We start from the raw sequence: 21,818 nt of genomic DNA, 5'->3' as shown, positions 1-21,818 counted from the left end.
AGTGGCACTCGATGATATTTTAAAGGATTCCAGTTTGAACACTGACGAACTGATTGCGACAGAAATGCTTGTCTCGTCCAAAGCGACCGTGCGTGCCTATGCTGTCGCGCTGACGGAAACAGTCAACCCGGAGATACGGGACATGTTAAAGCGTCAGATGACACAGGCTTTAAATCAGCATGCACGCATTACGGACTACATGATTGCAAACGATATGTATCATCCTTTTGATCTTGACAAACAGGCTAAAAAACATAAGAAGAAACTGAAGAAGACACGCAAGGTTCTCGCCCGAAGCGAACAGCCGAAATCGCGTAACTTCAAAATGGATCGGCAGCGGGTCGAAGCTTAATCTCATGCTTCTCACCCCCCGGTTCACTGGTAACAGGCTGGATTCACGACAAAAAGTGTAAGCGGTTACTTTTATTTTGGTGAATCATACTTGGTATGGATTGAAAAAAAATTTAAAAGTAGTATAATGTCTTACATCATTGATGTGGAGGTATGACGCATGGAGGAAGTAGAAATAGAAGCTGCGAAAGTCGGAAATATCGTGGAATTTGACGGCATGAAAGGCAAAGTCGAGAAGGTGAACGAAAACTCGGTCATCGTCGACATCACAATCAACGATAATTTCGATGAACATGAGATGTTTGAAAAAACAGTGGTCAACCATAAACGGTATACAATCGTCGAAGGCTAAACCACTCTCATTCTCAGTGGAGATCAGCCGATCTGTCACTCTGCTTAGACAGCTAAAATAGGGATGAAACCACCCACAAATTTGTGGGTGGTTTTTTGATGCCTGACTCGATTTGAGCCACGAGTCGATATATAAACAAAAAAGCAGCGGTAAATTTACCGCTGCTTCAAATTATACATAGTAATGCACAAGATCGAGCATACGTTGATCCTCGCCGAGCTGAGCAATTTCACGGTCGACGCGCGCAACGGAATGACTCAGAAATTCAAAAGTGGATGTTCTCGTCTTAAAATTCAGTTCGACATGCATGACTTTTCCACTATGATGATGATGATACCTTGGTATGTTATGTGAACCTTCGACAGAGAAATGCTCATACGTATTCTCGTCCGGCGCATCTTCCTCACAGCTGCCCGTAATGAGCAGACCGACACCCTCCATGTCTTTTACGATGGCACCGATATCATCATCAGCATCCGAGATGCAGACGATGACGTAATCCGGATCCTCGCTATCGTATATATACCGTAGCCAACGTTTGACGGAGCTTGCGAGTGATGAGACATGGACCGTCGGATGCTCACGATCAGCTTCAGGCCGGAACGTGCCGCCGTACCCGCCGAGGATAGCAAGTTTCATGCCGTTGATATTGTAGATCTCGTACGGTTCGCCAAAGAAAGGCTCTTTAGTCATCGGGTGGGTGATGTTGCAGTTCATCCAAGGGAACTTCGAGAAGCTCATCGTTCGTCTGAGATGCGAAATATTCGACATATCCTGGTGGTTGAAGATACCAAAGTGATAGTCCATATAGTTCATGCCCGTAATTGATGGATTACGCGGTGCGATATATGTTTTATCAATACCAAGCGTCCCACCGAGATCGCACAGCAGGATGTGATGGTTCTCTTCTAAGGCAATCTCTCGTTTATACCTGGAGACTTTGGAGAGCGTGACACCTGACTGCCTCCCTAGTCTCCGGTTGATATGCTGGGTCAAGATAAGGCTAACGCTGAAGAACTCTTGCATAGTCTTGGCTCCTTTCATAGTTTAAAATGAAGTTTAGCCGATCAGGATGCGTTCTTTTGGATAATGGTAAGGCAGTTCTTTTTGACGCCCAGCCATCGAGAACAGGAATGAAATGAAACCAATCCGTCCGATGAACATGAAGATCATGACGACGACCTTACTCGGAGACGATAGGTTGTCTGTGATGCCTGTCGACATACCGCATGTTCCGAATGCACTTGTTATCTCGAAAATGACATCGATGAGGTCAAATCGGCTGTCCTCAAAAAGTACCACCGAAATGATACCGGAGAATACGAGGAGTGCGGCCAAAGTGATGACGGCGAATGCACGATGCAGATCCTCTTTCGCGATTTCGCGGCCGAATATCCGAATATCCGTGCGACCGCGGCTAAATGCGATAAGGAAGAGAATCAAGAGCGCAAATGTCGTCGTTCTAATCCCACCACCAGCAGAACTCGGCGATGCGCCAATAAACATGGATGCACTCATTAAAAGTTGTGTCGCATCACTAAACTGGCTTGGGTCCACGGTAGTCAGCCCCCCACTCCTTGTCGTTGCTGAGGCAAACAAGCTATTCATCATTGTCTTGAACCAGGAATCACTTAAAAAGTAGTTTCGTGACTCCATGACAAAAATGAAAAATGCGCCGATGAAGAAAAGGAGTGCATATGTCAATGTCGTCAGTTTGGCGAACAAAGAAAAGCGAAATTTTCGATGTCGTTTCTGTTTGCTTAGGAAATGTTGCACTTCAATCAGTACCGGGTAACCAATGGCACCAAGCATAATTTGGATCATAACTGGTATCTGCAATATGTAGGCCTCTTCAAAGTCGAGCAGTGAGTTGCCAAACAGATCCATGCCGCCGTTGGTGGTAGCCGATACTGACAGGAAAATCCCGTGCATGATCGAATAGTAGAAATCGTTTGAGCCGATCATGAAATAGGCGAAGTAGATGGCTGCACCCACAATTTCAATGACAAGCAGCGTCTTGAAGATTTCGAGTACCAGTTTGACAGCGCCTGAATATTTGTACTGGTTGTTATCGACTGCGATCTGCATGCGCTCCCTTAGTCCGATGCGACGGCCGAATAGTACCCACACCATCGTTCCCATCGCCATGATGCCGATACCCCCGAGGTTCATGATGAGCATGATGACACCATATCCTGCCGTGTTGAATGTTTCGGATATGTTGATTGATGTCAGCCCAGTCACCGATAGTGCCGATGCGGCAACAAAAATCGTGTCGATTAAGGCCGTGTCCTTATCCCCGCGATAGAGTACAGGAAGGCTCAGTACAGCACTCGCTATAGATAATGCAATTAGATAGTATAACAGTATGCCCCGCTGTGGAGTGAGGGAATCCAGGAACCTCTCCAACCACTTAAACATTGCGTCCCCTTCTTTCCAATGCAACCGATGCTTTCGGTGCTTTCAAAAATACACCTCATTATCACGTACCGTGAACATGCATGTCAAGGTAAGTTTCGAATCAGTTCTATAGTACCCGCTCTCCCTGCCATCCAAGCATATTAAACGCTCCCCCAGAAACCCACTGCTCTTGCCGAGCGTGGGTCCTGAGGAAGCGTCTAGTACTACTTATTCAAGTGTTGCTGTGACTGTGTTGAGTTCACCGTTACGGTAGTATTCTATTTCAAGCGTTTCACCTTGTGCTTTTTCGTAATAGAGATACTTCCGCAATTCGAGCATATTCTGGACCGGTTCTCCGTCTAATGAAGTGATGACATCAAGTGACGCCATACCCGCTTCTGCAGCAGGTGTGCCTTCTTCGACATTGCTGACGATGACACCGGAATTGACGTCATCCGGTAAATTCATCTGGTTGACCAGCACTTCTGCAGGCACCGTGTAGAGATCCTGAAGCATTACACCTAGATAAGGACGCTGTACTTCACCGTTCTCTTCGAGCTGCGCGACAATCTGCTCGACTTCATCCACCGGAATGGCAAAGCCGATGCCTTCGACTGTCGGCATGCTGATCTTCATGGAGTTGATTCCAATCAAGTTGCCTGCCTGGTCGACTAGCGCACCACCTGAGTTACCAGGATTGATGGCTGCATCCGTCTGGAGGACGCTCGCTTCCCAATCATAGTTGCCATCTCCATCGATATCGACCGGTACACTACGGTCCAGGCCTGAGATGATACCACGGGATACGGAACCTGAGAACGCTTGGCCGAGTGGTGAGCCGATGGCGATTGCTGTTTCACCAACGAGCAGTTCTTCACTGTTACCGAAATCAATGGCGTGGTCGATATTGCCACGTTCAATACGGAGCACCGATAAGTCCGTCCATACATCGCTACCGATCAGTTCGCCCCTCAGCTGGTCGCCGTTCTCAAGATTAACTTGCAGTTCTTCTGCACCATCGACTACGTGATTATTTGTGACGACATAGGCGTATTCATCTGTCAGTTTATATATGACACCGGACCCTGTCCCCACTTCTTCAGGTTCACTTTCAGCAGCTTCCTGATAGCCTGGAATGATCTGGCCGGCTTCTTGGAGATTAACAATCGAAACAACCGATTGTTTTGCTTTCTGTATGGCGGCGGTCGTATCAGAAATCTCTTTGTCCTCGTTGCCGCTTTGCTCCTGAAGCTGACCTTTGATCTCTTCCATCTCCTGGTTGTCCTCTTGGGAGACACCGTCAGGGGTCGACCCGTTGTCGTTGCCATTAAATAGATTAAATAACAACAGCATTACGAGTGCACCAATCAGACCTGCTACAAATGGCAACAATAGGCTGCTTAGGCAACCGCCTCTTCTACCGCCTCCAGAGTTGTCACCACCCCCCCGATTGGAACCGCTCCGTGTGGCACCCATACTTGCTGGGGCACTACCGTCTCTATAGCCCGCTTCACCAGGTCCATAGTCCTCGACCGCATCGGTTCTCTTCTCGTTTCCAAATTCCTGTGACCGAGCTGCATCCGTCGATGCTTCCGTTGTGTCGTGTCTTTCTGATGAAATCGTTTCTGTAGTATCCTGTGGTCTTTGATCCAGTTCATCTTGCTCTGGACTTCTGCCTGAAAACACACGTCTATTCCGGCGATATTGATCTTTAGGAATGATGTGTTTCTGTGATCTCTCCAAAGGCGACCCCTCCTAATCTATTTGTGCCCCTCATTATAGAACCTTTATTGATTACTTTCCACTTTTTTACCATGATCGCCACTTAAGAACCATCCGGCTGCGATAATAATGACCATCACTGACCAGAAGATGATCTTCCATGTAACAGAGTGCGGAAAGTCGTGCGGGATGATATGAATGGCATCATGTGCAAGTGTCAATACCGCAAGCTTGACACCGACCCAGCCGACGATGATGAATGCAGCGACCTCGAGTCCAGGCTTTCTGTTGAGTAGTTCGACAAACCAAGTGGCGAAGAAACGCATGATGATGACACCGATGAGACCACCAATCAGCATGACTGTATACTGTCCCGCATTAATACCGAAGAAATCTCCACCCACTTCAGGTAATGCGAGTGCAATGGCCGCAGCCGCCAAGATAGAGTCAATGGCGAACGCGATATCGGCAAGTTCCACCTTAAACACTGTGAACCAGAATCCTCCGCCTTTATTCTTTGCTTCATCGAGCACGATACCTTCAGTACCGGCTGTTGGCTCTTCTGGTTCCTTCTCACCCCGCTTTAGCTTAATGAGGTGTGAGATTGAGACGTAGAACAGATAGAGCGCTCCAGCTGCTTGCATCCACCACCACTGTACGAGCCACACGAGCAATAATATGGCGACCAAGCGGAAGATGAATGCACCAAGCAGCCCATAGAAGAGCGCTTTTTTACGCCGGTCCTTATCCAGGTGTTTGACCATAACAGCCAATACGACGGCATTGTCTGCTGCAAGCAGACCTTCAAGTACTACGAGTACGACAAGCACCCATGCATACTCCAAGAAAATAGCGAAATCCATTCATTATTCCTCCTTATTTGTCCCATGAACACAAAAAGACCCTGATCCGGACATACCTGCACTGGTGGCAGGTATGCCGGTCAAGGTCTCACGATACAATACGATGTATTGCTCAATGTACCGGGAATTATCCGTCATGACGATACATTGATGGGTCGCCCCATTCGTTACTCCCCTTTTCCGATGAAAAGGTGTGTTCATTTAATTGCTTGTTAACAATATAGACGATTGCATCTTAAAAGTAAAGTATTATCTCTACAGTAAATTATAGAGTTTTATTTCTGGATATTTCTCACTGAACCAGCGCATGGCAAACTCGTTTTCAAACAAGAAGACTTGGTTATCGTAACGGTCCAGTACCAGATTGGCCCGCGCACTATTCATGCTGTCTGTGATCGCTTCTTCATTCTCAATCCAGCGTGCGATTTTCTTGCCGACAGGTTCCATGATGACGTCGGTATTGTATTCATTCTTCATCCGGTGCTCGAATACTTCAAACTGCAACTGACCGACGGCTCCGAGTATCGGCTGGTTCGTATGGAGTGTTTTGTAGTATTGGATGGCACCTTCTTGTACAAGTTGTTCGATGCCTTTATAGAAGTGCTTTTGCTTCAGCACATTCTTTGCGGATACTTTCATGAAGAGTTCAGGGGTGAACGTCGGCAGCTCTTCGAATTCTACCTTACTACCGTGGTAGAGTGTATCACCGATCTGGAAGTTGCCGGTATCATACAGTCCGATGATATCACCCGCGTAAGCTTCATTGACGGTTTCTGTATCGTCCGCCATAAACATTGTCGCACGGTTCAATTTACTTTTGCGACCCGTACGTGCCAATGTCACGTCCATGCCACGTGTAAACTTGCCTGAGACGACGCGCAGGAACGCCAGACGGTCGCGGTGGCGTGGATCCATATTTGCTTGGATTTTGAAGATGAAGCCACTGAAATTCTCGTCAGTCGGTTCGACTTCCGCTTCCGCTTTCGTTTGTCTTGGGGTTGGCATCGGTGCATAGTCGACATACGTATCGAGAAATTCCTCGATACCGAATGTCGAAAGTGCAGAACCGAAGAAGACCGGTGTTAGGTCCCCAGTCGCTATCTTTTCAAGGTCAAAGGCATCTCCCGCCTCTTCTACCAGCATAAATTCATCGATGGCGGTCTGAAATGCTTCATCAGCCTCTATGGCATGATCTTCTTTAAGCGTATAGTCGTCAGTCAGTGACAATTTTTCTTCTTCACGGTATGGATTGATGGTACGATCCTTACGGTTGATAATGCCAAAGAAACTCTGGCCCATACCGATTGGCCAAGTCATCGGATACGTTTCAATTTCAAGTGTCGATTCAATCTCCTCAAGCAGTTCGAACGGCTCCTTACCCATGCGGTCGAGCTTGTTGATGAATGTGAAGATCGGAATGCCGCGCATCCGGCAAACTTTAAAGAGCTTGAGTGTCTGTGGCTCGATGCCTTTGGCGGCGTCGATGACCATGACGGCGGAATCAACGGCAAGCAATGTACGATACGTATCTTCTGAGAAATCCTCGTGTCCCGGTGTATCTAGAATATTGATCTTATATCCATCGAAATCGAACTGCATGACGGAACTGGTCACACTGATGCCACGTTCCTGCTCGACTTTCATCCAATCGGATGTCGCAAACTTGCCACTTTTCTTCCCTTTGACTGTTCCGGCCTGTCTGATGGCGCCCCCAAACAGTAACAATTTCTCAGTCAGCGTCGTCTTCCCGGCATCCGGGTGCGAGATGATGGCAAACGTCTTTCTTTTTTCTATTTCATGAGTCAAATCCATAATTTTCTCCTTACTTTATAGAGGTTGCTTCGGTAATATCGCGGGCAACACTTTCGCATGATGCTTCATCCATCACATTAAACAGATGGATGACAATCAGATCCACCTGCTCATCTGCCGGGAGTGTCCGGTCGTATTCAATGCTGAAATTGATATCCGGTATGCTGACGATGTACGTCTCGCGCGTGTCATGCGTATAGATGAAGGCCAAGATAGGGCGACCTTCAACGTGCGTTTCAATCTGTCGCATAGTCGTCCCCCCGGTATTTGCGGTAAGCACGGTCTAAAGCAATCAAGTCGTCACGGTGCGGTACTTTGACGTAGTTCTGCATGATTTGATAAGGCTCGCGGCCTTTGCACGCTAGAACAATCGTGTCCCCCGGCTCGGCAATATCAATCGCGTACTCGATGCCTTCGGTCCGGTCGATGAATGAATGATAGTTACCGTGAGCCGCTCCTTTGGCCAGTGCGTCGACGAGCATTTTCGGATCATCGTTTGCCGGATTGTCCGGTGTGAATATGGCCACATCGGCACGCGTCGAAATTCGACCCATTTCAGCGGCCTTCGACAAATCACGCTCACCCGTCATGCCGACAAGGAAAATCATGCGCCCGGTAACGAAAGGCTCGATTGTATCAATGATTTTATCTAATGCATCCGGTGTATGCGCGAAATCAACGATAATGTCGACAGGTAATGTCTTATCAAGGACTTCCAAGCGGCCTTCCACCGGTGCCATCGTCGCCACCGCACCGACGATGCGGGGCAGTTTATAACCTTGCAGCCATTCGCTGATGATGGCGCACATCAGATTCTGTATATTGAAATGACCGATGAACGGAGATTCAATCCGGAATGGTCCTTCTGGTGTATTGAGGGTGAAATTGAATCCCTCAAGCGTTCCTTCGATATCCGATGGCCAGAAATCAGCGCGATCTGTCATACCATAAGTAATGGCTTCGTGGGCCGTCATGGCACTGTATCGTTCCGACCATGGGTCGTCGTCATTCAGTACGAGATACTTGCGGTCTTTTAGATTCTGCCCCATTTGCGAGAACAGGAGCCCCTTCATGTAGCCATACTCTTCCATCGTATGGTGGAAATCGAGATGGTCCTGGGTCAGGTTGGTGAAGATAGTGATATCGTACTCGATGCCGTATGTGCGGCCGATCTTAAGCGCATGGGAAGACACTTCCATCGTAAACACTTCTGTTTCCCGCTCATGCGCTTCGTAAAGGCGCTTGTGTAGACGTGTCGATTCCGGCGTGGTATTGGCGCTATCATAGCGATCTTCATTAAGCATAAAGCCATTCGTCCCTAAGTACGCACTATTCTTACCAAGTGCCCGGCTTAGGTTGTGTATCATCGTTGCGACAGTCGTTTTGCCGTTGGTTCCGGTCACCCCGATCATCGTCTGCGTTTCGTGCGGGAATTCATATATATATTCAGCAAATAGTGCCGCCACTTTGCCGGGGTCTCTTACAACCAGCAAACCGATTCTCTCAGGTAGCGCCACATATCGGTCGCTTAGAATGAATCGGCATCCTGAATCGATTGCTTGTGGAACGAAATCGAATCCATCCCGCTGGTGGCCTTTAATCGCTACGAAAATGGAAGCCTCATCCACTTCGCGTGAATCCACTGTAATATTTGAGACAGTTTCCGGGAAACTGCCATATGTCTGTTTTATTTTCAAAAGGGAAATCAGAGTCTTCGAATTCATGTTCCATGCCACCTTTCAACTTTTATATTATACAATATAAGGGAGGGCTTTAATAGTAGGAATTGACAGGCTTCATTTCGATTTGTATGATCGAAACATACGACTATAATCTACGGGATACGCGCTTTGTAGTCTACACTGCGTGATAAAGGTGACAATATGAATACGAACGATCACAAGAAGAGATTTTTTAAACTCGCTTTCATCCTCTGCTTAACAGAGATTGTACGCGGTATGTTCATATTGAGCTACCTTCCAGCCCTACCGACCATCGGTATCATCTCCATCGGGCTGTCCTCCATCGTCATTACGATGCATTATGTATTTGATGCCGTCACAAACATATGGCTAGGCTTCATCATGCGCAAGATTGGCGCGTGGTGGACGATGTTCCTAAGTTATGTCGTCGGCATCGGGGCTATGGTCACTGTCATGTTCGATCAGAGTTTTTATGTCCTCCTCATCGCTGCCTGCTTGCTTGGTATCAGTGTGTGCCCGATATGGATCATTGCGCTCTCCAATGTGAGAGAGGAAAAGCGGGGCCGTGAAATGGGATTGATATTCTTCTCTTGGCTCTGTGGACTTGGTATCGGCATGGTCATCATGAACTTCCTGATCGGTATCTTTGATGCCGCTTCTGTTTACGCGATGAGCGCTGTGTTCCTGGTCAATTTCATCGTCTTCCTCATCATGCCTGGCGACTACAAAGTCCAGTCGAAAACAGGTGAGGCTGCGAGTCGTCGCAAGCGCAGGCTGCCACTTAAGGAAACATGGCTCATTTTACGCCGTCATATGAAAAACATGCCCGGCATCATGCTCCAAGGACTCGGTGTCGGCATGCTGCTGCCGGTACTACCGACATACATCACGTCACTGCTTGAACTGAACTATTTCGAATATACATTCTTCATCCTGCTTGTGTTTGGCCTTGTCGCATTCAGCATGACTGTACTCAGCCGCACACTCGATGTCCACACGGAAAAATTAACCCGAATCATTATCGTCGGTGGATTTCTTGTATATGCTCTTGGGGTCATATGGTTCAGTACACTCGAAACTGTATGGCTGATCTTCATTATTGCGAGTCTCATCGGGTTGTCCTACGGTATCATGTTGCCGGCTTGGAATAAATTCCTTGCCAGTTCGATTGCTGACAATGAGAAAGAGGAATCCTGGGGGGTCATCAGCTCAATACAAGGCATTGGTGCCATGATCGGACCGATGCTCGGCGGGCTCACGGCCGACCTTTTCGGTAGTGTTACAGCAACGCTGATGGCGAGCGGTATTATTTTTCTGGTTCTCTTCTTCTACTACGCCGTACTCTATACGATTAACAGACGCGTTGTAAAGTAATGTGGCAGAAGGCGATTAGACAGTCTGTCACTCCGCGTGATCTTTGAAATTTTAAAAATGAGCTTAAGTGTATATTCAAAATGAATACACTGCTTTATGGGGGACATAATGATAAAACTACTCATGCTTGTGCTACTCAGCTGGCCGTTTGGACAAGAGAGCGATTCCGCCGTTCACGAGACGTACAGTAAGCCGCTCACTCCAGTGCCTAAAGAGACAATCGATCATGTTATCGATTCTTACTTTGAAAAGGCCATTACCTTCGCAGCAGGTGGCGACGTTTTAATTCACGATCATCTTTACGAGGACGTGGCAACTGAATCCGGCTACGATTTCATTTCAAGGGTCGATGAAGTAGCCCCTTATCTCAAACAACAGGATCTCGTATTTTTGAATCAGGAAACACCTATCGGTGGCGAGGCATTGCGACTCTCCGGTTATCCGTCATTCAACGCTCCGCTCGAAACCGCTAATCTGCTCAACTATCTCGGCGCAGATATTGTATCGTTCGCAAACAATCATACACTCGACCGTAGCACAATAGGTGTCGAGAAAACGGTAGATATTCTAAAAGAGAAGGACATTGAATATGTTGGGGCGAATATCAGCGCGGAAGATGCCTCACGCCAACGCATTATGGACGTCGATGGCATCAAGATTGGGTTCCTCGCCTATACGTATGGTACAAATGGCATACCGGTACCTCAAGGTGAAGAGTATCTCGTAAATTTTATTGATCTAGATGTAATACTTTCTGATATGTCGGCGATGCGTGATGCGGTCGACGTCCTTGTGGTCAGTATGCATCAAGGCGTCGAGTACGCCCCCTACCCGCGCGAAGATCACGTGATTCAATTTGAACAAATCGCAGAAGCCGGTGCCGATATCATTCTCGGTCACCACCCGCACGTACTACAGCCAATTGATATTTACGAGCGGCAAGATGGTGGAGAAACAATCATCGCCTACTCTCTTGCCAACTTTTTTAGCGCACAGCAGGATCTCGATACAAAACTTGGCGGCATTCTGGAATTTGATATTACACAGCGCTTAAATGGCGGTGAAACAACAATTCAGGGTGTGAGATTCATGCCAACCTATGTCCACAGCAATGAGTATTCGGATTTCGAACTTGTACCGCTCGCTGACGCCGAAAAGTTTGGCTTAGAAAATGCAGCAGATGTTTATCAAGAGGTCAGTCAGCATATGCAGTCCTATACGGATACGCTCGAAATCGTAGACTACCTGGACTGATCCCACTAGATTGCATTCAAATTTAACTCTTTTGTGAATCAAAAATTAAACATCAAGAAAGGGCATGCACTCTGAATTCAGAGTGCATGCCCTTTCTTTATACTGCACTAAAGTGCCACTTCAGTTAACTCACATACTCTTTTTGAAACTTGTCATACAGCGTGTATTCGAAATAGTTCCTGTTGGCCTGGATATAGGCTTCAACGAGGAGATAAGCGAAGAACGCATAGTAAACACCACCGATGACTGCCCAGTGGCTGCCGCCGAGGAAGAACAACAAAAGCGCCGGCAGAATGATAAAGACGATAAGCAATGCGATACTTGTAAGGCGATAGAAGTTGGATGTACGAATCTGACTGCGAACCGCCTCGTTGATGTCTTCGAGAAACTTGCCGTGGTTTTGCTTTGCTTTTGGATCCAGTGACTCCAGCTGACCCGGTGTCAGAAATTCGGTAACTTGTGTCTCACCGCTGATATCGTGTTCAAGATATTTGATATCGACACCGGGGTGCGGCTTGAAAAGGTATTTTGTAACTTGACTTAAAGGGATACTCATTTTTTCCTCCTTGTGCAATTGGCCATTATGCTTTACTATATAATTTTGTAAAAGAACTTAAACATACCAACTTATTCTAATATAGAGGTGAAGATATGTCTAACCAGGAAACAGAAAAATCTTTTTCACGACGTAATTTCCTTAAGATGTCAGGTGTTGCGACAGGGTCACTAGTCACTGGAACATATTTGGGATCTCTGCTCAAGGACGATACGTCAACTGATATTCAGCAAACGGAAGTCCAAGATCAGGAAGCCGAACAACCAGCAGGTAGCGAGCAAGAGAATTTCACTCAAGCCTTCAAGTACTTCCAGCATACGGACGAATTTAAAACAATCGAAGCTGCAGCAGAACGTATCTTCCCTGAAGATGATAATGGACCTGGGGCGACTTCTCTTGGTGTGGCATGGTTCATCGACCACGAGCTTGCAGGCGGTTATGGCTCAAATGCACGCGAGTATATGAAAGGGCCATTCAAGCAAGGAACAGACTACCAAGGCCCGCAATATGCTCTTCTCAGACGCGATATTTTTGCGGAAGGTATACGCGTTATGAATGAGGAAGCTGTTTCACGCCACGATGTGTCCTTCTTCGATCTTGAAAGCGATCAGATGGATGAAATTCTGACTGAGTTGCAGGACAACGAACTGGACATGATGGGCATAAAATCAAACGATTTCTTTGAAGAACTTCGTCTAGCGACACTTTCCGGCGCATACGCAGATCCACTTTATGGTGGCAATAAATCTATGGAAGCTTGGGAAATGAAGAAATTCCCGGGCGCATACATGAGCTACCACGACGAAATCGAAACCGAAGGCTTTGTGGAAAAAGATCCACAGCCACTCTCTTCGCATATTTCGCATTAATTTTAGGAGGCAATTCCATTGGCACAAACATTAAAAAAACGAGAAGTTGTTGTAGTTGGTCTGGGATGGGCAGGAAGTATCGTTGCTGCTGAAATGGCCAAAGCAGGTAAGGATGTGCTCGGTCTTGAACGTGGTGCTGAGAAGAAGACAGAAGACTATCTACTTGCCCATGATGAATACCGCTATGTTGTCGGGCACGAAATGATGCAGGATCTTTCCAGAGAAACCATCACATACAGAAACAATCTGGACGAAGAAGCGCTTCCGATGCGCCGGTTTGGTGCTTTCCTCATCGGTACAGATGTCGGTGGTGGTGGTGTACACTGGAATGGTGACACATGGCGCTATAATCCGTATGACTTTGAAATCAAATCTCGTACCGATGAAAAGTACGGAGAAGATAAGTTGTCCGATGATTACCTCATACAAGACTGGGGCATCACATACGAAGAGCTTGAGCCTTACTACGAAAAGTACGAACTGACAGCAGGTGTCAGCGGTGAACAGAACCCAATGGGACCTGAAAGAAAAATGCCTTACCCGACACCGCCGATGAAAATGACACCTCTGCTTTCAGATTTCAAAGCAGCGTGTGAAGCAGCTGGCGCGACCCCTTTTAGAACCCCAGCTGGAAATATGTCAGAGAGCTATACGAACCCTGATGGCATGACAATCAATGCGTGCCAATACTGTGGATTCTGCGAAAAGTTTGGCTGTGAGTGGGGCGCAAAATCTTCTCCAATCGTTGCAACGATTCCAGTTGCGAAACAGCATGACAATTTCGAAATGCGTACGCATGCCAATGTTGTAGATATCGTGAAAGAAGATGGAGAAGTAACTGGTGTACGCTTCATCGACACAAGAACACATGAAGAGTTCATCCAGCCAGCAGACGTTGTTGTCATCACGAGCCACACGACAAACAACACTAAATTGTTGCTTCACTCTGATCTTGGCACGCCATATGATCCAGAAACAGGTGAAGGTGCTGTTGGTAAAAACTACTGCCTGCATATTACACCATCAGTGACTGGTTTCTTCGACACTGAATACAACCTTTCAATGGGTGCTGGTGCCCTTGGTGTTACAGTGGACGACTACAACAACGATAACTTCGACCACTCTGACCTTGATTTCATTCATGGTGGATCTATCTCCATGAAACAACAAGGTAAACGTCCGATTCTTGAAAACGACGTACCGGATACTGTCGAGAAGAACTGGGGTGCAGAATTCAAGGCAGAATCTGTTAAAGCGTACAACCGCTCCGCAGGCGCTTGGGCACAGATGATTACATTGCCGCACAGAACCAATTATCTCTCCCTAGACCCGACATATAAAGACGACTACGGACGTCCACTACTTCGTGTCACATATGACGTGACTGATCACGATAGAAGTGCGCACTCTTACATTGGAGACCGCATTGAGGAAATCATCGATCAGATGAATCCAGTCGCGAAAAATAGAAGTGTGTTGGATGAGCACTTTGACATCCTGCCTGCACACAATGACCACATTGTTGGCGGAACAATTATGGGGGCTGACCCTGAAACAAGTGTTGTAAACAATTATCTGCAGATGTGGGATCAAGACAACGTATTCGTCATCGGTGGATCGAACTTCCCTCACAACGGTGGCTACAACCCTACCGGTACAGTAGGCGCACTTGCTTACCGTGCAGCTGAAGGTATTGAAAAGTATTTGGACGACAATGGCCCACTCGTTGAGTCCTAAATCGTTCGATAATAATTGAAACTAGAGGCATATACGATTTACGTGTATGCCTCTTAGGTTTATAATGGACGATAGGTGAGCAATATGACTAAAAACAAAGTTAAAAATACAAGAAAAGAAACGCTGAAGGAAGTCGCTAAAGACGGCGTTGAAGAAACGAAGGCGCGTCATAAAGTCACGATAGAAACACCAGACGGCACACTAATCGACCATCTTGACGATTTAAGAAGCACCCTCATAAAGACTGTCGTCACTTTCGTACTCTTTTTCATGTTGATCTTTCTGACCATTCAGTACTGGTTCCCCTACCTGACTAAAGGCCATGAGCTGATTGTCAGGGGACCATTTGAAGTCATCCGCTTCTACATCCGGACTTCCGGTGCACTTGGTATTGGACTCAGTCTGCCGTTTATCTGCTACTTCTTCTGGCAGTTCATGCGCCCAGGTCTTGTTGAAAAAGAGACACAGTTTCTGAAATCATATTTCCCGTTGATGTTCCTGCTGTTTTTGGCTGGATTATCTTTCGGATATTTTGTTGTACATCCAATCAGCTACTTCTTCTTGATTCAAATGGGAGAGCGAAACTTCGATGTACTGGTGACAGCCGATGAGTATATGTCTTTCCTGTTGCTTTCAACTATGCCTTTTGGACTTATTTTCCAGTTGCCGGTGGTCGTACTGTTCCTGCACTATATAGAACTCCTAGATTCGACATTGATGCGCTCTATCAGGAAGTATGTCTACTTCGGCCTTATTGTCATTACAGCATTGATTGCCCCACCTGATTTCTTTACGCATATCATTACAGTTACACCAATGTTCATTCTTTATGAAATCAGTATATATATCGTCAGAATACGTGAACGGCGCGCAGCTAAGAAAGCAAAAGTATCACAAGAATAAAATTAAAGGCGGTATGCTGACATCGGTCAGCATACCGCCTTTAATTTGTATCAGTCACCTATTCTCTGCCGTTCTTTTTTAATGTCTCTTCCATGAAATCAAGCAATGCCTCTCTCATATCTGATTTCAGCGCATACTCAATCGTTGTCTCGACGAATCCCGCCTTATCACCGACATCATACCGCCGGCCCTCGAAGTCTACTGCATGGACATCGCCACCCGATTGAATAACCGCATGTATGGCATCCGTTAACTGGATCTCTCCTCCTGCACCGACCTCACCTTTTTCTAAGTGCTCGAATATTTCTGGTGTGAGGATATAGCGTCCCATAATGGCAAGTGTAGAATCGGTGATCCCGTGATCAGGTTTTTCATACATATTTGAAAGGTGATAAAGATTGTCTTTTTGTTCATCAAACTCTACAATTCCATAGCGCGACGTTTCAGTAGCTGGTACCTGCTTTACACCAATGATTGGACTTTGACACTGATCATACTGTTCCATCAACTGGCCGATTCCTGGTGTCCCTGTACCATTATCCACAATATCATCCCCGAGCAATACAGCGAATGGTTCCTCACCTATGAACTGCTTCGCTGTATGTATCGCATGTCCAAGACCTTGTGGGGACTTCTGTCTGACATAGAAAATATTAGCGAGCCCCGTGGCATGTTCGACTTTCTCGAGTAGTTCGTATTTCTCTTTTTGCTTGAGATTCATTTCTAGCTCAATCTGGTGATCGAAATGATCCTCTATCGCCCGCTTGTGCTTGCCTGTGACGATGATGATGTCCTCGATACCAGCAGCTACCGCTTCCTCCACAATGTACTGGATGGTCGGTTTATCGACGATCGGCAACATTTCTTTTGGCATAGCCTTCGTGGCAGGCAAAAACCGTGTGCCAAGACCGGCCGCTGGTATCACTGCTTTTCTGACTTTCTGCATGTCTCATTCTCCCTTTTGTCTCTTTTCTCATACTATAGCAAAAAAAAGGCTATTCATATGCAATCAGACTTCATTTTCCTTCAAATTTATTTGTATACAGAAAAAAAGAGGGCCTACTGGCCCTCCTTATGCTTCCGGTTCCTTTTTCTTGTCAGCCCGCTTCTCCTTGCGTCTAACCAAGATGATGCTGAACTCATAAAGCCCAATCATCGGAAGCAATGTAATGATATGTGTAAAGAAATCAGGCGGTGCAATGATTGCCGTGAGAACAAGCAGTCCAAAATAGGCAAACTTTCGAGACTTCTTCATAAGTGTAGAATCGAGCACCTCTATATGATTAAGAAACAGAACGATCAAAGGCAGCTGGAAGATCAATCCGAATGGGATTGTCGTAATTAGCAGAAATGACATATATTCATCTGCTGTCACCAGTACATCGAAGTTTCGTTCTCCCATCTGTATCAAAAAGAAGTAGCTGAGTGGATGGACCACAAAATATCCAAACGCAATACCCACTAGGAAAAGACCGAACATGAACCCCATGGAACCTTTGAGTAGCTGGGGATTCTTCTTTTCAATCATTCCCGAACTGACATATTGCCATAAGAACCAGCAGATGAACGGGATACTCAGTCCAAGACTCATCGCTGCTGAGGTCCGGATGTAGAAACGAATGACTTCGAATGGCCCGAATACGACCATGTCAGCACCCATTGATACGACCGGAAACCACCAGCGTACTGTCGCGAATACGATTAAGAACCATAAAACGAAAGTTACTGCCGACTTGATGAGCAGACTACGTAGACTCTCAAGTTGCTCGACGAGAGGTTCGAACGGATCCTCTTCCAATTGATCTGCTTTACCCGTGTCTACATCCTCAGTCGGCTTTTCAACCTTCGAACTGCCGGTAGATGTGGTAGTTTTATCTATCTCTTTCACTTTACCTGTATCTTTGTTTTTAGAATTGCGATCCGGGTCTTGCTTACGAACCATCTATAAACCACCTATTCTTCTAGGCGACCACCATCTTCAAGGAATGTGATTATACCTTCAGCACAGCGATACGCCAGCGCTCCGACTGTCGCAGTCGGGTTATAACCACTATTATGCGCGAAATTTCCTGCGCCGACAACAAAAAGATTATCACGATCCCAGTGCTGTAGATAGTTGTTTACAACACTTGTCTCAGGATCATCTCCCATTAAAGTCCCCCCTGTGTTGTGCGTGGACTGGTAAGGAACGATATCATAATCTGTAAGTTCACCAGAAGAAGAAATTTCTGTCGCACCCATTTCTTCCATGACTTCAGTTGCTCTTTCAGTAAGATATTTCTGACGTTCAACATCCTGATCATGATAATTATAAGTCAATTTTACCAACGGTACACCATACACGTCATTGTAAGTTTCATCTATATCTAGGTAATTGTCACGATGCGGCGACGTTGCCCCTTGGCCTTGTACTGTCAAAGTACGTGTGAAGTTTTCGATCGAATCATTTTTAAACTCACTACCCCATGAAGGTGTACCTGGTCTTACTGTATTGGAGTTAATCGGACGACTACCCGTTTGTGTGAGCGCCATGTTACCGCCATGCAAGAAGCCAAGATCAGTGTGGTCAAAGTTGTCGCCGTTGAAATCATCAAATGCCATACCGAGCGCGCCAGCACCCATGAAGGTATTAAACTGTTCATCAAAGAAGCCTGTTGCGCTACCAAAAATCTGATAGCAATAATTGCGACCAAGCGTACCTTCTTGAGTTTCTGGATCGTATTGTTCACCGATGTCAGATACTCTGAGCAATTTGTAGTTATTGAAGATATAGCTCGTCAGAACGACAACGTCAGCGGGCTGGATAAATTCTTCGCCCGTTCTTGTATCAACGTAGCGTACCCCTGTGACTTGTGAATCGTCATCCTCGTCTGTCAGTATTTCAACGACATTGGAGTGTGTACGCACTTCATAATTACCTGTTTTTCTAGCAGTTGGCAACACTGTTACTTCCGGAGAAGATTTGGCACCGTACTCACAACCGAATCGTTCACAGAAAGCGCAATACTGACACGCTGCGATAGATTCACCGTCTGGGTTTTCGTATTGCTCACTCAAGTTTGCTGATGGCATCATGATTGGACTATAGCCCATATTGGTCGCCGCTTCTTCAAACATTTGAAGTGTACGCGTTTTCATCATTGGCGGTGTTGGATAAGGATTGGAGCGTTCCCCAGCCAGTGGATTCTCTTCACCCGATATCCCAGCAGTTTGCTCAAATCGATCAAAATACGGTTCAAGCTCATCGTAAGTAATACCCCAGTCTTGGTATTGATATCCATCATCGTCACCAAGTAGATCGCTATCACTACCATAACGCTCCTCAGACATTGAACGGATCTGGAAATCGTATGGCAGGAAGCGCCATGTTTGACCATTCCAGTGTGTACCTGCTCCACCAAGATTTTCACCAAGCAGGAAAGATCCTAGCTGGCGCATTGGCAAGGCGGTTTGTTCGCGATTGTTCCTAAATGTCACTGTTTCTTTTGATACGTCTTGCATCAAGTCATAGCGTATTGCATATTTATATTCATCGTGTATATTTTGGTAATCTTCAGTATCGCGTGCTCTGCCTCTTTCAAGACCGACTACTGAGTATCCCTCTTTTGCTGCTTCTGCCGCGATGATTCCGCCTGTCCAGCCGACACCAACGGTCAATACGTCTACTTTATCGAGTTCTGTCGCCATTAGTGATTCCCCCCGTACATTGGTTGTGGTTCAATTTCCATAAAGCTATCATTTTGAATTTCTTGGATGTAAGCATGTTGGTGGCCTGGGAATTGTTTCATTTTCCAGCCTTCCATGTTTCTATTGCCGCGATACATTGGATCGGCATATACACCCTCGAGCGTAGCTGAACGCAACAAGTTGAAAAAGTCCACCGGTTTTGCTGTATCTTCCGGAACACCCATATCCGCTTCGCCTTCTTGGAAGCGTGTTATAATTTCATCTTTTTGGTCGTCATCTAAGTTGCGGAAGTTGTCATCAAACATATCGTTTGATTCAGTATCTAACCTTTCAATGCCCAGTGTGAAAAGATCGGCACGATTTAGTCTTGACTGATATCCTTGTGTAGGCTCACCTGCACTGAAAGGACCTTGCATGTATTCCTTCGAATTATTACCATAGGCACCAGCAAGTTGCATGTCGAGGAAGAATGGTGCCCCGAGTCCAATCGCCCCAGGTCCTATATCATTCTCAGGAAATATCCTTTCCATGGCTTGTGATATCGTATCGAAAGTTGCATCGTTCGAGAAGAACATTCTCCCCGGATTATATTCACCAGAATCGCCTTCTTCGGCACCTTGGTTTGCAGTATCTCCACTCGTCTCAGGTTCTTCTGTCGGGGAATCCAGATTGAATCCGACCAGTCCACCGAGCATGGAGCCGCCTATAATACCACCAGTAGCTACGCCTGTCGTTTTCAGAAAATCACGACGCGAAAACTGTTTTTCACTATTCTTTTTATCTGCCATCATAAGCACCCCTTTAATTTGATTATCTTTTCCTATATAATAGTATCAGAATATTCATATTTAGTGAAGGGGTGAAAAATTATGGGCTTTCTTAATTATCTGACATGGAACAATGCGCATATGGACTTGCGCTATAAGCAGGACCCTTATGATGGACGTATGAAAATCACTAATGTTTATCAGGATTCACGCAAGGTTGACCTTGTTGGAGTGAACGACCTTTACGCAGATTCCATTCGAGATACGCAACGTACTATCCACGCCAATCGTCTCGGCATGTTGATCATTTACCTAGCACTTGTTTTCCTACCAGCGCTTATTATCAGCGTGATGCAGGAGAATGTACTTCTAATCGGTGCTATTGTCGTTTATACAATTATAGCTTACTTCATCGTTGAGGCAGTTAACCAAGTTAAAATCAATCAAGTGCTATATAAACTTGACCAAGATTTGACGACTTCATCCAATTCTGCCAATCAAGCGCAGTAATATTCCCTCCGAATTGTATTTTTTGCATGAATAAAACCGGATGACCACTTGGGTGGGCATCCGGTTTTATTTAATTAATATATATTGCGCTTATCTACTAATCCTCCAATCTTTTCTTATTTTTCTTTCCCTCTCGACGTATCTAGATTTCTAGTACTTCCCCATAACTCTCCAGCCCGCTCTGCTTGTCTGAAGTTGATGCCATTCCGTCTCCTCCCGATGGCAATATATTTTAGCTCGTTTCTGAACAAGATACGTATCCACCACAATCCTTCGTTAACAAGTAATTTGTCAAAACGAACCTCTGTATTTTCTGATAAAACGCCATTTATGGTCCCACTGGTTGATGGATGGTATCTGATACGTATGCGTTGATTTATCTTAAAGTGTCCATGCCACAACCATGCAGCGTGATAGGACTTCCCACCAATATCGATTTTCAGCGGATTGACACCGCTACAAACGAAAGCGCGCTCACTTGAAATGTAACCGTAGGGCTGGAACTGGATATGCAAGTGACTTGCCATTTTTACATTGTCGTAGTTTGTACTCGACTGAAGACCGACAGTATCCCCCTGACGCACCGCTTGGCCGATACGCACTTTCAAGTTACGGTCGAGGTGACCGTAAATCACTTGTATACCGAGCGCTCTATTCGCCACGACCACTGTCCCACCGAAGTTACCCATTCGATTCGTACCTGCGACCACTTCCCCGTCACACACGGACGGAACCGGTGCGAGATGTGCCTTAGCGAGATCATATGCCCTGTGGAAGCCACCGCAATATGTATCATAGTTATAACCATCAACGGTGTAGTCACGTTTACCCCATACGCCGCTTTCATATTTAGATGGATCCGATGTTATCCTAAATCCCTGGCTGACAAGATATTCGATTGGATTCATAAATACCCCTCCTTAAAGTGATACCTCATATATCGAATAAATTGCGTAAA

21 protein-coding genes are annotated in these 21,818 nt (G+C 46.1%); 8 read left to right on the top strand and 13 right to left on the bottom strand.

The annotated features are described in order from the left end of the window. Position 1: 1 nt before the first annotated feature. Positions 2–352 (top strand): spore coat protein, encoded by a 351-nt coding sequence (locus tag ACFOJ8_RS12625; RefSeq protein WP_380655839.1) that lies wholly within the window; start codon positions 2–4, stop codon positions 350–352. Between the two features lie 174 nt (positions 353–526). Then, on the top strand, positions 527–703 hold the full coding sequence (locus tag ACFOJ8_RS12620) for a YkvS family protein (RefSeq protein WP_380657121.1): 177 nt from the start codon (positions 527–529) through the stop codon (positions 701–703). Positions 704–874: 171 nt separating this feature from the next. On the opposite strand, the gene ACFOJ8_RS12615 is transcribed toward ACFOJ8_RS12620, so the two are convergent. From ACFOJ8_RS12615 to ACFOJ8_RS12585, 7 genes are all read right to left on the bottom strand, one after another. Then, positions 875–1,729 carry a hypothetical protein gene (locus tag ACFOJ8_RS12615; protein ID WP_380655841.1) on the bottom strand — a complete coding sequence of 285 codons (855 nt, stop codon included), beginning with the start codon at positions 1,727–1,729 and terminating at the stop codon, positions 875–877. Positions 1,730–1,762: 33 nt separating this feature from the next. Continuing rightward, positions 1,763–3,124, bottom strand: a complete 1,362-nt coding sequence (locus ACFOJ8_RS12610; RefSeq protein ID WP_380655844.1) for a TrkH family potassium uptake protein — start codon at positions 3,122–3,124, stop codon at positions 1,763–1,765. A gap of 207 nt (positions 3,125–3,331) precedes the next feature. Further along, complete coding sequence (locus tag ACFOJ8_RS12605; RefSeq protein ID WP_380655847.1) at positions 3,332–4,846, bottom strand: S1C family serine protease; 1,515 nt, start codon at positions 4,844–4,846, stop codon at positions 3,332–3,334. Positions 4,847–4,890: 44 nt separating this feature from the next. After that, a complete protein-coding gene (locus ACFOJ8_RS12600; RefSeq protein WP_380655849.1) occupies positions 4,891–5,688 on the bottom strand; it encodes a TerC family protein in 798 nt (265 codons plus the stop codon). A gap of 255 nt (positions 5,689–5,943) precedes the next feature. Further along, complete coding sequence (locus ACFOJ8_RS12595; RefSeq protein ID WP_380655852.1) at positions 5,944–7,500, bottom strand: peptide chain release factor 3; 1,557 nt, start codon at positions 7,498–7,500, stop codon at positions 5,944–5,946. 10 nt (positions 7,501–7,510) lie between these two features. Further along, the gene (locus ACFOJ8_RS12590; protein WP_380655854.1) at positions 7,511–7,750 is read right to left on the bottom strand and encodes a YueH family protein; all 240 of its coding nucleotides are present in this window, start codon (positions 7,748–7,750) and stop codon (positions 7,511–7,513) included. Beyond that, complete coding sequence (locus tag ACFOJ8_RS12585; protein WP_380655855.1) at positions 7,737–9,224, bottom strand: UDP-N-acetylmuramoyl-L-alanyl-D-glutamate--2,6-diaminopimelate ligase; 1,488 nt, start codon at positions 9,222–9,224, stop codon at positions 7,737–7,739. The genes ACFOJ8_RS12590 and ACFOJ8_RS12585 overlap by 14 nt, the downstream gene beginning before the upstream one ends. Before the next feature lie 159 nt (positions 9,225–9,383). On the opposite strand from ACFOJ8_RS12585, the gene ACFOJ8_RS12580 reads away from it, so the two are divergent. After that, entirely contained in the window at positions 9,384–10,577 is a 1,194-nt protein-coding gene (locus tag ACFOJ8_RS12580; protein ID WP_380655858.1) for an MFS transporter, read from the top strand. 108 nt (positions 10,578–10,685) lie between these two features. Further along, positions 10,686–11,831: a CapA family protein gene (locus tag ACFOJ8_RS12575; protein ID WP_380655861.1), complete on the top strand. Its 1,146-nt coding sequence runs from the start codon at positions 10,686–10,688 to the stop codon at positions 11,829–11,831. A 124-nt stretch (positions 11,832–11,955) separates the two neighbouring features. Here ACFOJ8_RS12575 and ACFOJ8_RS12570 read toward each other — a convergent pair whose 3' ends face one another. Beyond that, positions 11,956–12,387 carry a hypothetical protein gene (locus ACFOJ8_RS12570; RefSeq protein ID WP_380655864.1) on the bottom strand — a complete coding sequence of 144 codons (432 nt, stop codon included), beginning with the start codon at positions 12,385–12,387 and terminating at the stop codon, positions 11,956–11,958. 95 nt (positions 12,388–12,482) lie between these two features. Here ACFOJ8_RS12570 and ACFOJ8_RS12565 point away from each other — a divergent pair, with 95 nt between their 5' ends. From ACFOJ8_RS12565 to tatC (ACFOJ8_RS12555), 3 genes are all read left to right on the top strand, one after another. Then, entirely contained in the window at positions 12,483–13,256 is a 774-nt protein-coding gene (locus tag ACFOJ8_RS12565; protein ID WP_380655867.1) for a gluconate 2-dehydrogenase subunit 3 family protein, read from the top strand. Positions 13,257–13,274: 18 nt separating this feature from the next. Beyond that, complete coding sequence (locus ACFOJ8_RS12560) at positions 13,275–14,993, top strand: GMC family oxidoreductase (protein WP_380655870.1); 1,719 nt, start codon at positions 13,275–13,277, stop codon at positions 14,991–14,993. An 84-nt stretch (positions 14,994–15,077) separates the two neighbouring features. Further along, the gene (gene tatC, locus ACFOJ8_RS12555) at positions 15,078–15,896 is read left to right on the top strand and encodes a twin-arginine translocase subunit TatC (RefSeq protein WP_380655873.1); all 819 of its coding nucleotides are present in this window, start codon (positions 15,078–15,080) and stop codon (positions 15,894–15,896) included. A 58-nt stretch (positions 15,897–15,954) separates the two neighbouring features. On the opposite strand, the gene galU is transcribed toward tatC (ACFOJ8_RS12555), so the two are convergent. From galU to ACFOJ8_RS12535, 4 genes are all read right to left on the bottom strand, one after another. After that, entirely contained in the window at positions 15,955–16,842 is an 888-nt protein-coding gene (galU, locus tag ACFOJ8_RS12550) for a UTP--glucose-1-phosphate uridylyltransferase GalU (RefSeq protein WP_380655876.1), read from the bottom strand. 126 nt (positions 16,843–16,968) lie between these two features. Then, positions 16,969–17,838 (bottom strand): twin-arginine translocase subunit TatC, encoded by an 870-nt coding sequence (tatC, locus tag ACFOJ8_RS12545; protein WP_380655879.1) that lies wholly within the window; start codon positions 17,836–17,838, stop codon positions 16,969–16,971. A gap of 11 nt (positions 17,839–17,849) precedes the next feature. After that, a complete protein-coding gene (locus ACFOJ8_RS12540) occupies positions 17,850–19,583 on the bottom strand; it encodes a GMC family oxidoreductase (RefSeq protein ID WP_380655882.1) in 1,734 nt (577 codons plus the stop codon). Next, entirely contained in the window at positions 19,583–20,371 is a 789-nt protein-coding gene (locus ACFOJ8_RS12535; protein ID WP_380655885.1) for a gluconate 2-dehydrogenase subunit 3 family protein, read from the bottom strand. The genes ACFOJ8_RS12540 and ACFOJ8_RS12535 overlap by 1 nt, the downstream gene beginning before the upstream one ends. Positions 20,372–20,452: 81 nt before the next feature. On the opposite strand from ACFOJ8_RS12535, the gene ACFOJ8_RS12530 reads away from it, so the two are divergent. Next, a complete protein-coding gene (locus ACFOJ8_RS12530) occupies positions 20,453–20,860 on the top strand; it encodes a hypothetical protein (RefSeq protein ID WP_380655888.1) in 408 nt (135 codons plus the stop codon). 116 nt (positions 20,861–20,976) lie between these two features. Here ACFOJ8_RS12530 and ACFOJ8_RS12525 read toward each other — a convergent pair whose 3' ends face one another. Then, positions 20,977–21,768: a M23 family metallopeptidase gene (locus ACFOJ8_RS12525; RefSeq protein ID WP_380655892.1), complete on the bottom strand. Its 792-nt coding sequence runs from the start codon at positions 21,766–21,768 to the stop codon at positions 20,977–20,979. Between the last annotated feature and the right edge of the window lie 50 nt (positions 21,769–21,818).

The organism is Salinicoccus sesuvii, from assembly GCF_042648145.1.
Classification (GTDB): Bacteria; Bacillota; Bacilli; order Staphylococcales; family Salinicoccaceae; genus Salinicoccus; species Salinicoccus sesuvii.
Note: the sequence above shows the minus strand (reverse complement) of the source record. Positions and strands in the feature narration are given on the sequence as shown.

What these genes read in the sequence shown, in the direction of transcription:
- ACFOJ8_RS12615 (WP_380655841.1), bottom strand. Translation starts at nt 1,729, where the DNA reads ATGCAAGAGTTCTTCAGCGTTAGCCTTATCTTGACCCAGCATATCAAC.
- ACFOJ8_RS12610 (WP_380655844.1), bottom strand. Translation starts at nt 3,124, where the DNA reads ATGTTTAAGTGGTTGGAGAGGTTCCTGGATTCCCTCACTCCACAGCGG.
- ACFOJ8_RS12600 (WP_380655849.1), bottom strand. Translation starts at nt 5,688, where the DNA reads ATGGATTTCGCTATTTTCTTGGAGTATGCATGGGTGCTTGTCGTACTC.
- ACFOJ8_RS12595 (WP_380655852.1), bottom strand. Translation starts at nt 7,500, where the DNA reads ATGGATTTGACTCATGAAATAGAAAAAAGAAAGACGTTTGCCATCATC.
- ACFOJ8_RS12590 (WP_380655854.1), bottom strand. Translation starts at nt 7,750, where the DNA reads ATGCGACAGATTGAAACGCACGTTGAAGGTCGCCCTATCTTGGCCTTC.
- ACFOJ8_RS12585 (WP_380655855.1), bottom strand. Translation starts at nt 9,224, where the DNA reads ATGAATTCGAAGACTCTGATTTCCCTTTTGAAAATAAAACAGACATAT.
- ACFOJ8_RS12580 (WP_380655858.1), top strand. Translation starts at nt 9,384, where the DNA reads ATGAATACGAACGATCACAAGAAGAGATTTTTTAAACTCGCTTTCATC.
- ACFOJ8_RS12575 (WP_380655861.1), top strand. Translation starts at nt 10,686, where the DNA reads ATGATAAAACTACTCATGCTTGTGCTACTCAGCTGGCCGTTTGGACAA.
- ACFOJ8_RS12570 (WP_380655864.1), bottom strand. Translation starts at nt 12,387, where the DNA reads ATGAGTATCCCTTTAAGTCAAGTTACAAAATACCTTTTCAAGCCGCAC.
- ACFOJ8_RS12565 (WP_380655867.1), top strand. Translation starts at nt 12,483, where the DNA reads ATGTCTAACCAGGAAACAGAAAAATCTTTTTCACGACGTAATTTCCTT.
- tatC (WP_380655873.1), top strand. Translation starts at nt 15,078, where the DNA reads ATGACTAAAAACAAAGTTAAAAATACAAGAAAAGAAACGCTGAAGGAA.
- galU (WP_380655876.1), bottom strand. Translation starts at nt 16,842, where the DNA reads ATGCAGAAAGTCAGAAAAGCAGTGATACCAGCGGCCGGTCTTGGCACA.
- tatC (WP_380655879.1), bottom strand. Translation starts at nt 17,838, where the DNA reads ATGGTTCGTAAGCAAGACCCGGATCGCAATTCTAAAAACAAAGATACA.
- ACFOJ8_RS12540 (WP_380655882.1), bottom strand. Translation starts at nt 19,583, where the DNA reads ATGGCGACAGAACTCGATAAAGTAGACGTATTGACCGTTGGTGTCGGC.
- ACFOJ8_RS12535 (WP_380655885.1), bottom strand. Translation starts at nt 20,371, where the DNA reads ATGGCAGATAAAAAGAATAGTGAAAAACAGTTTTCGCGTCGTGATTTT.
- ACFOJ8_RS12530 (WP_380655888.1), top strand. Translation starts at nt 20,453, where the DNA reads ATGGGCTTTCTTAATTATCTGACATGGAACAATGCGCATATGGACTTG.
- ACFOJ8_RS12525 (WP_380655892.1), bottom strand. Translation starts at nt 21,768, where the DNA reads ATGAATCCAATCGAATATCTTGTCAGCCAGGGATTTAGGATAACATCG.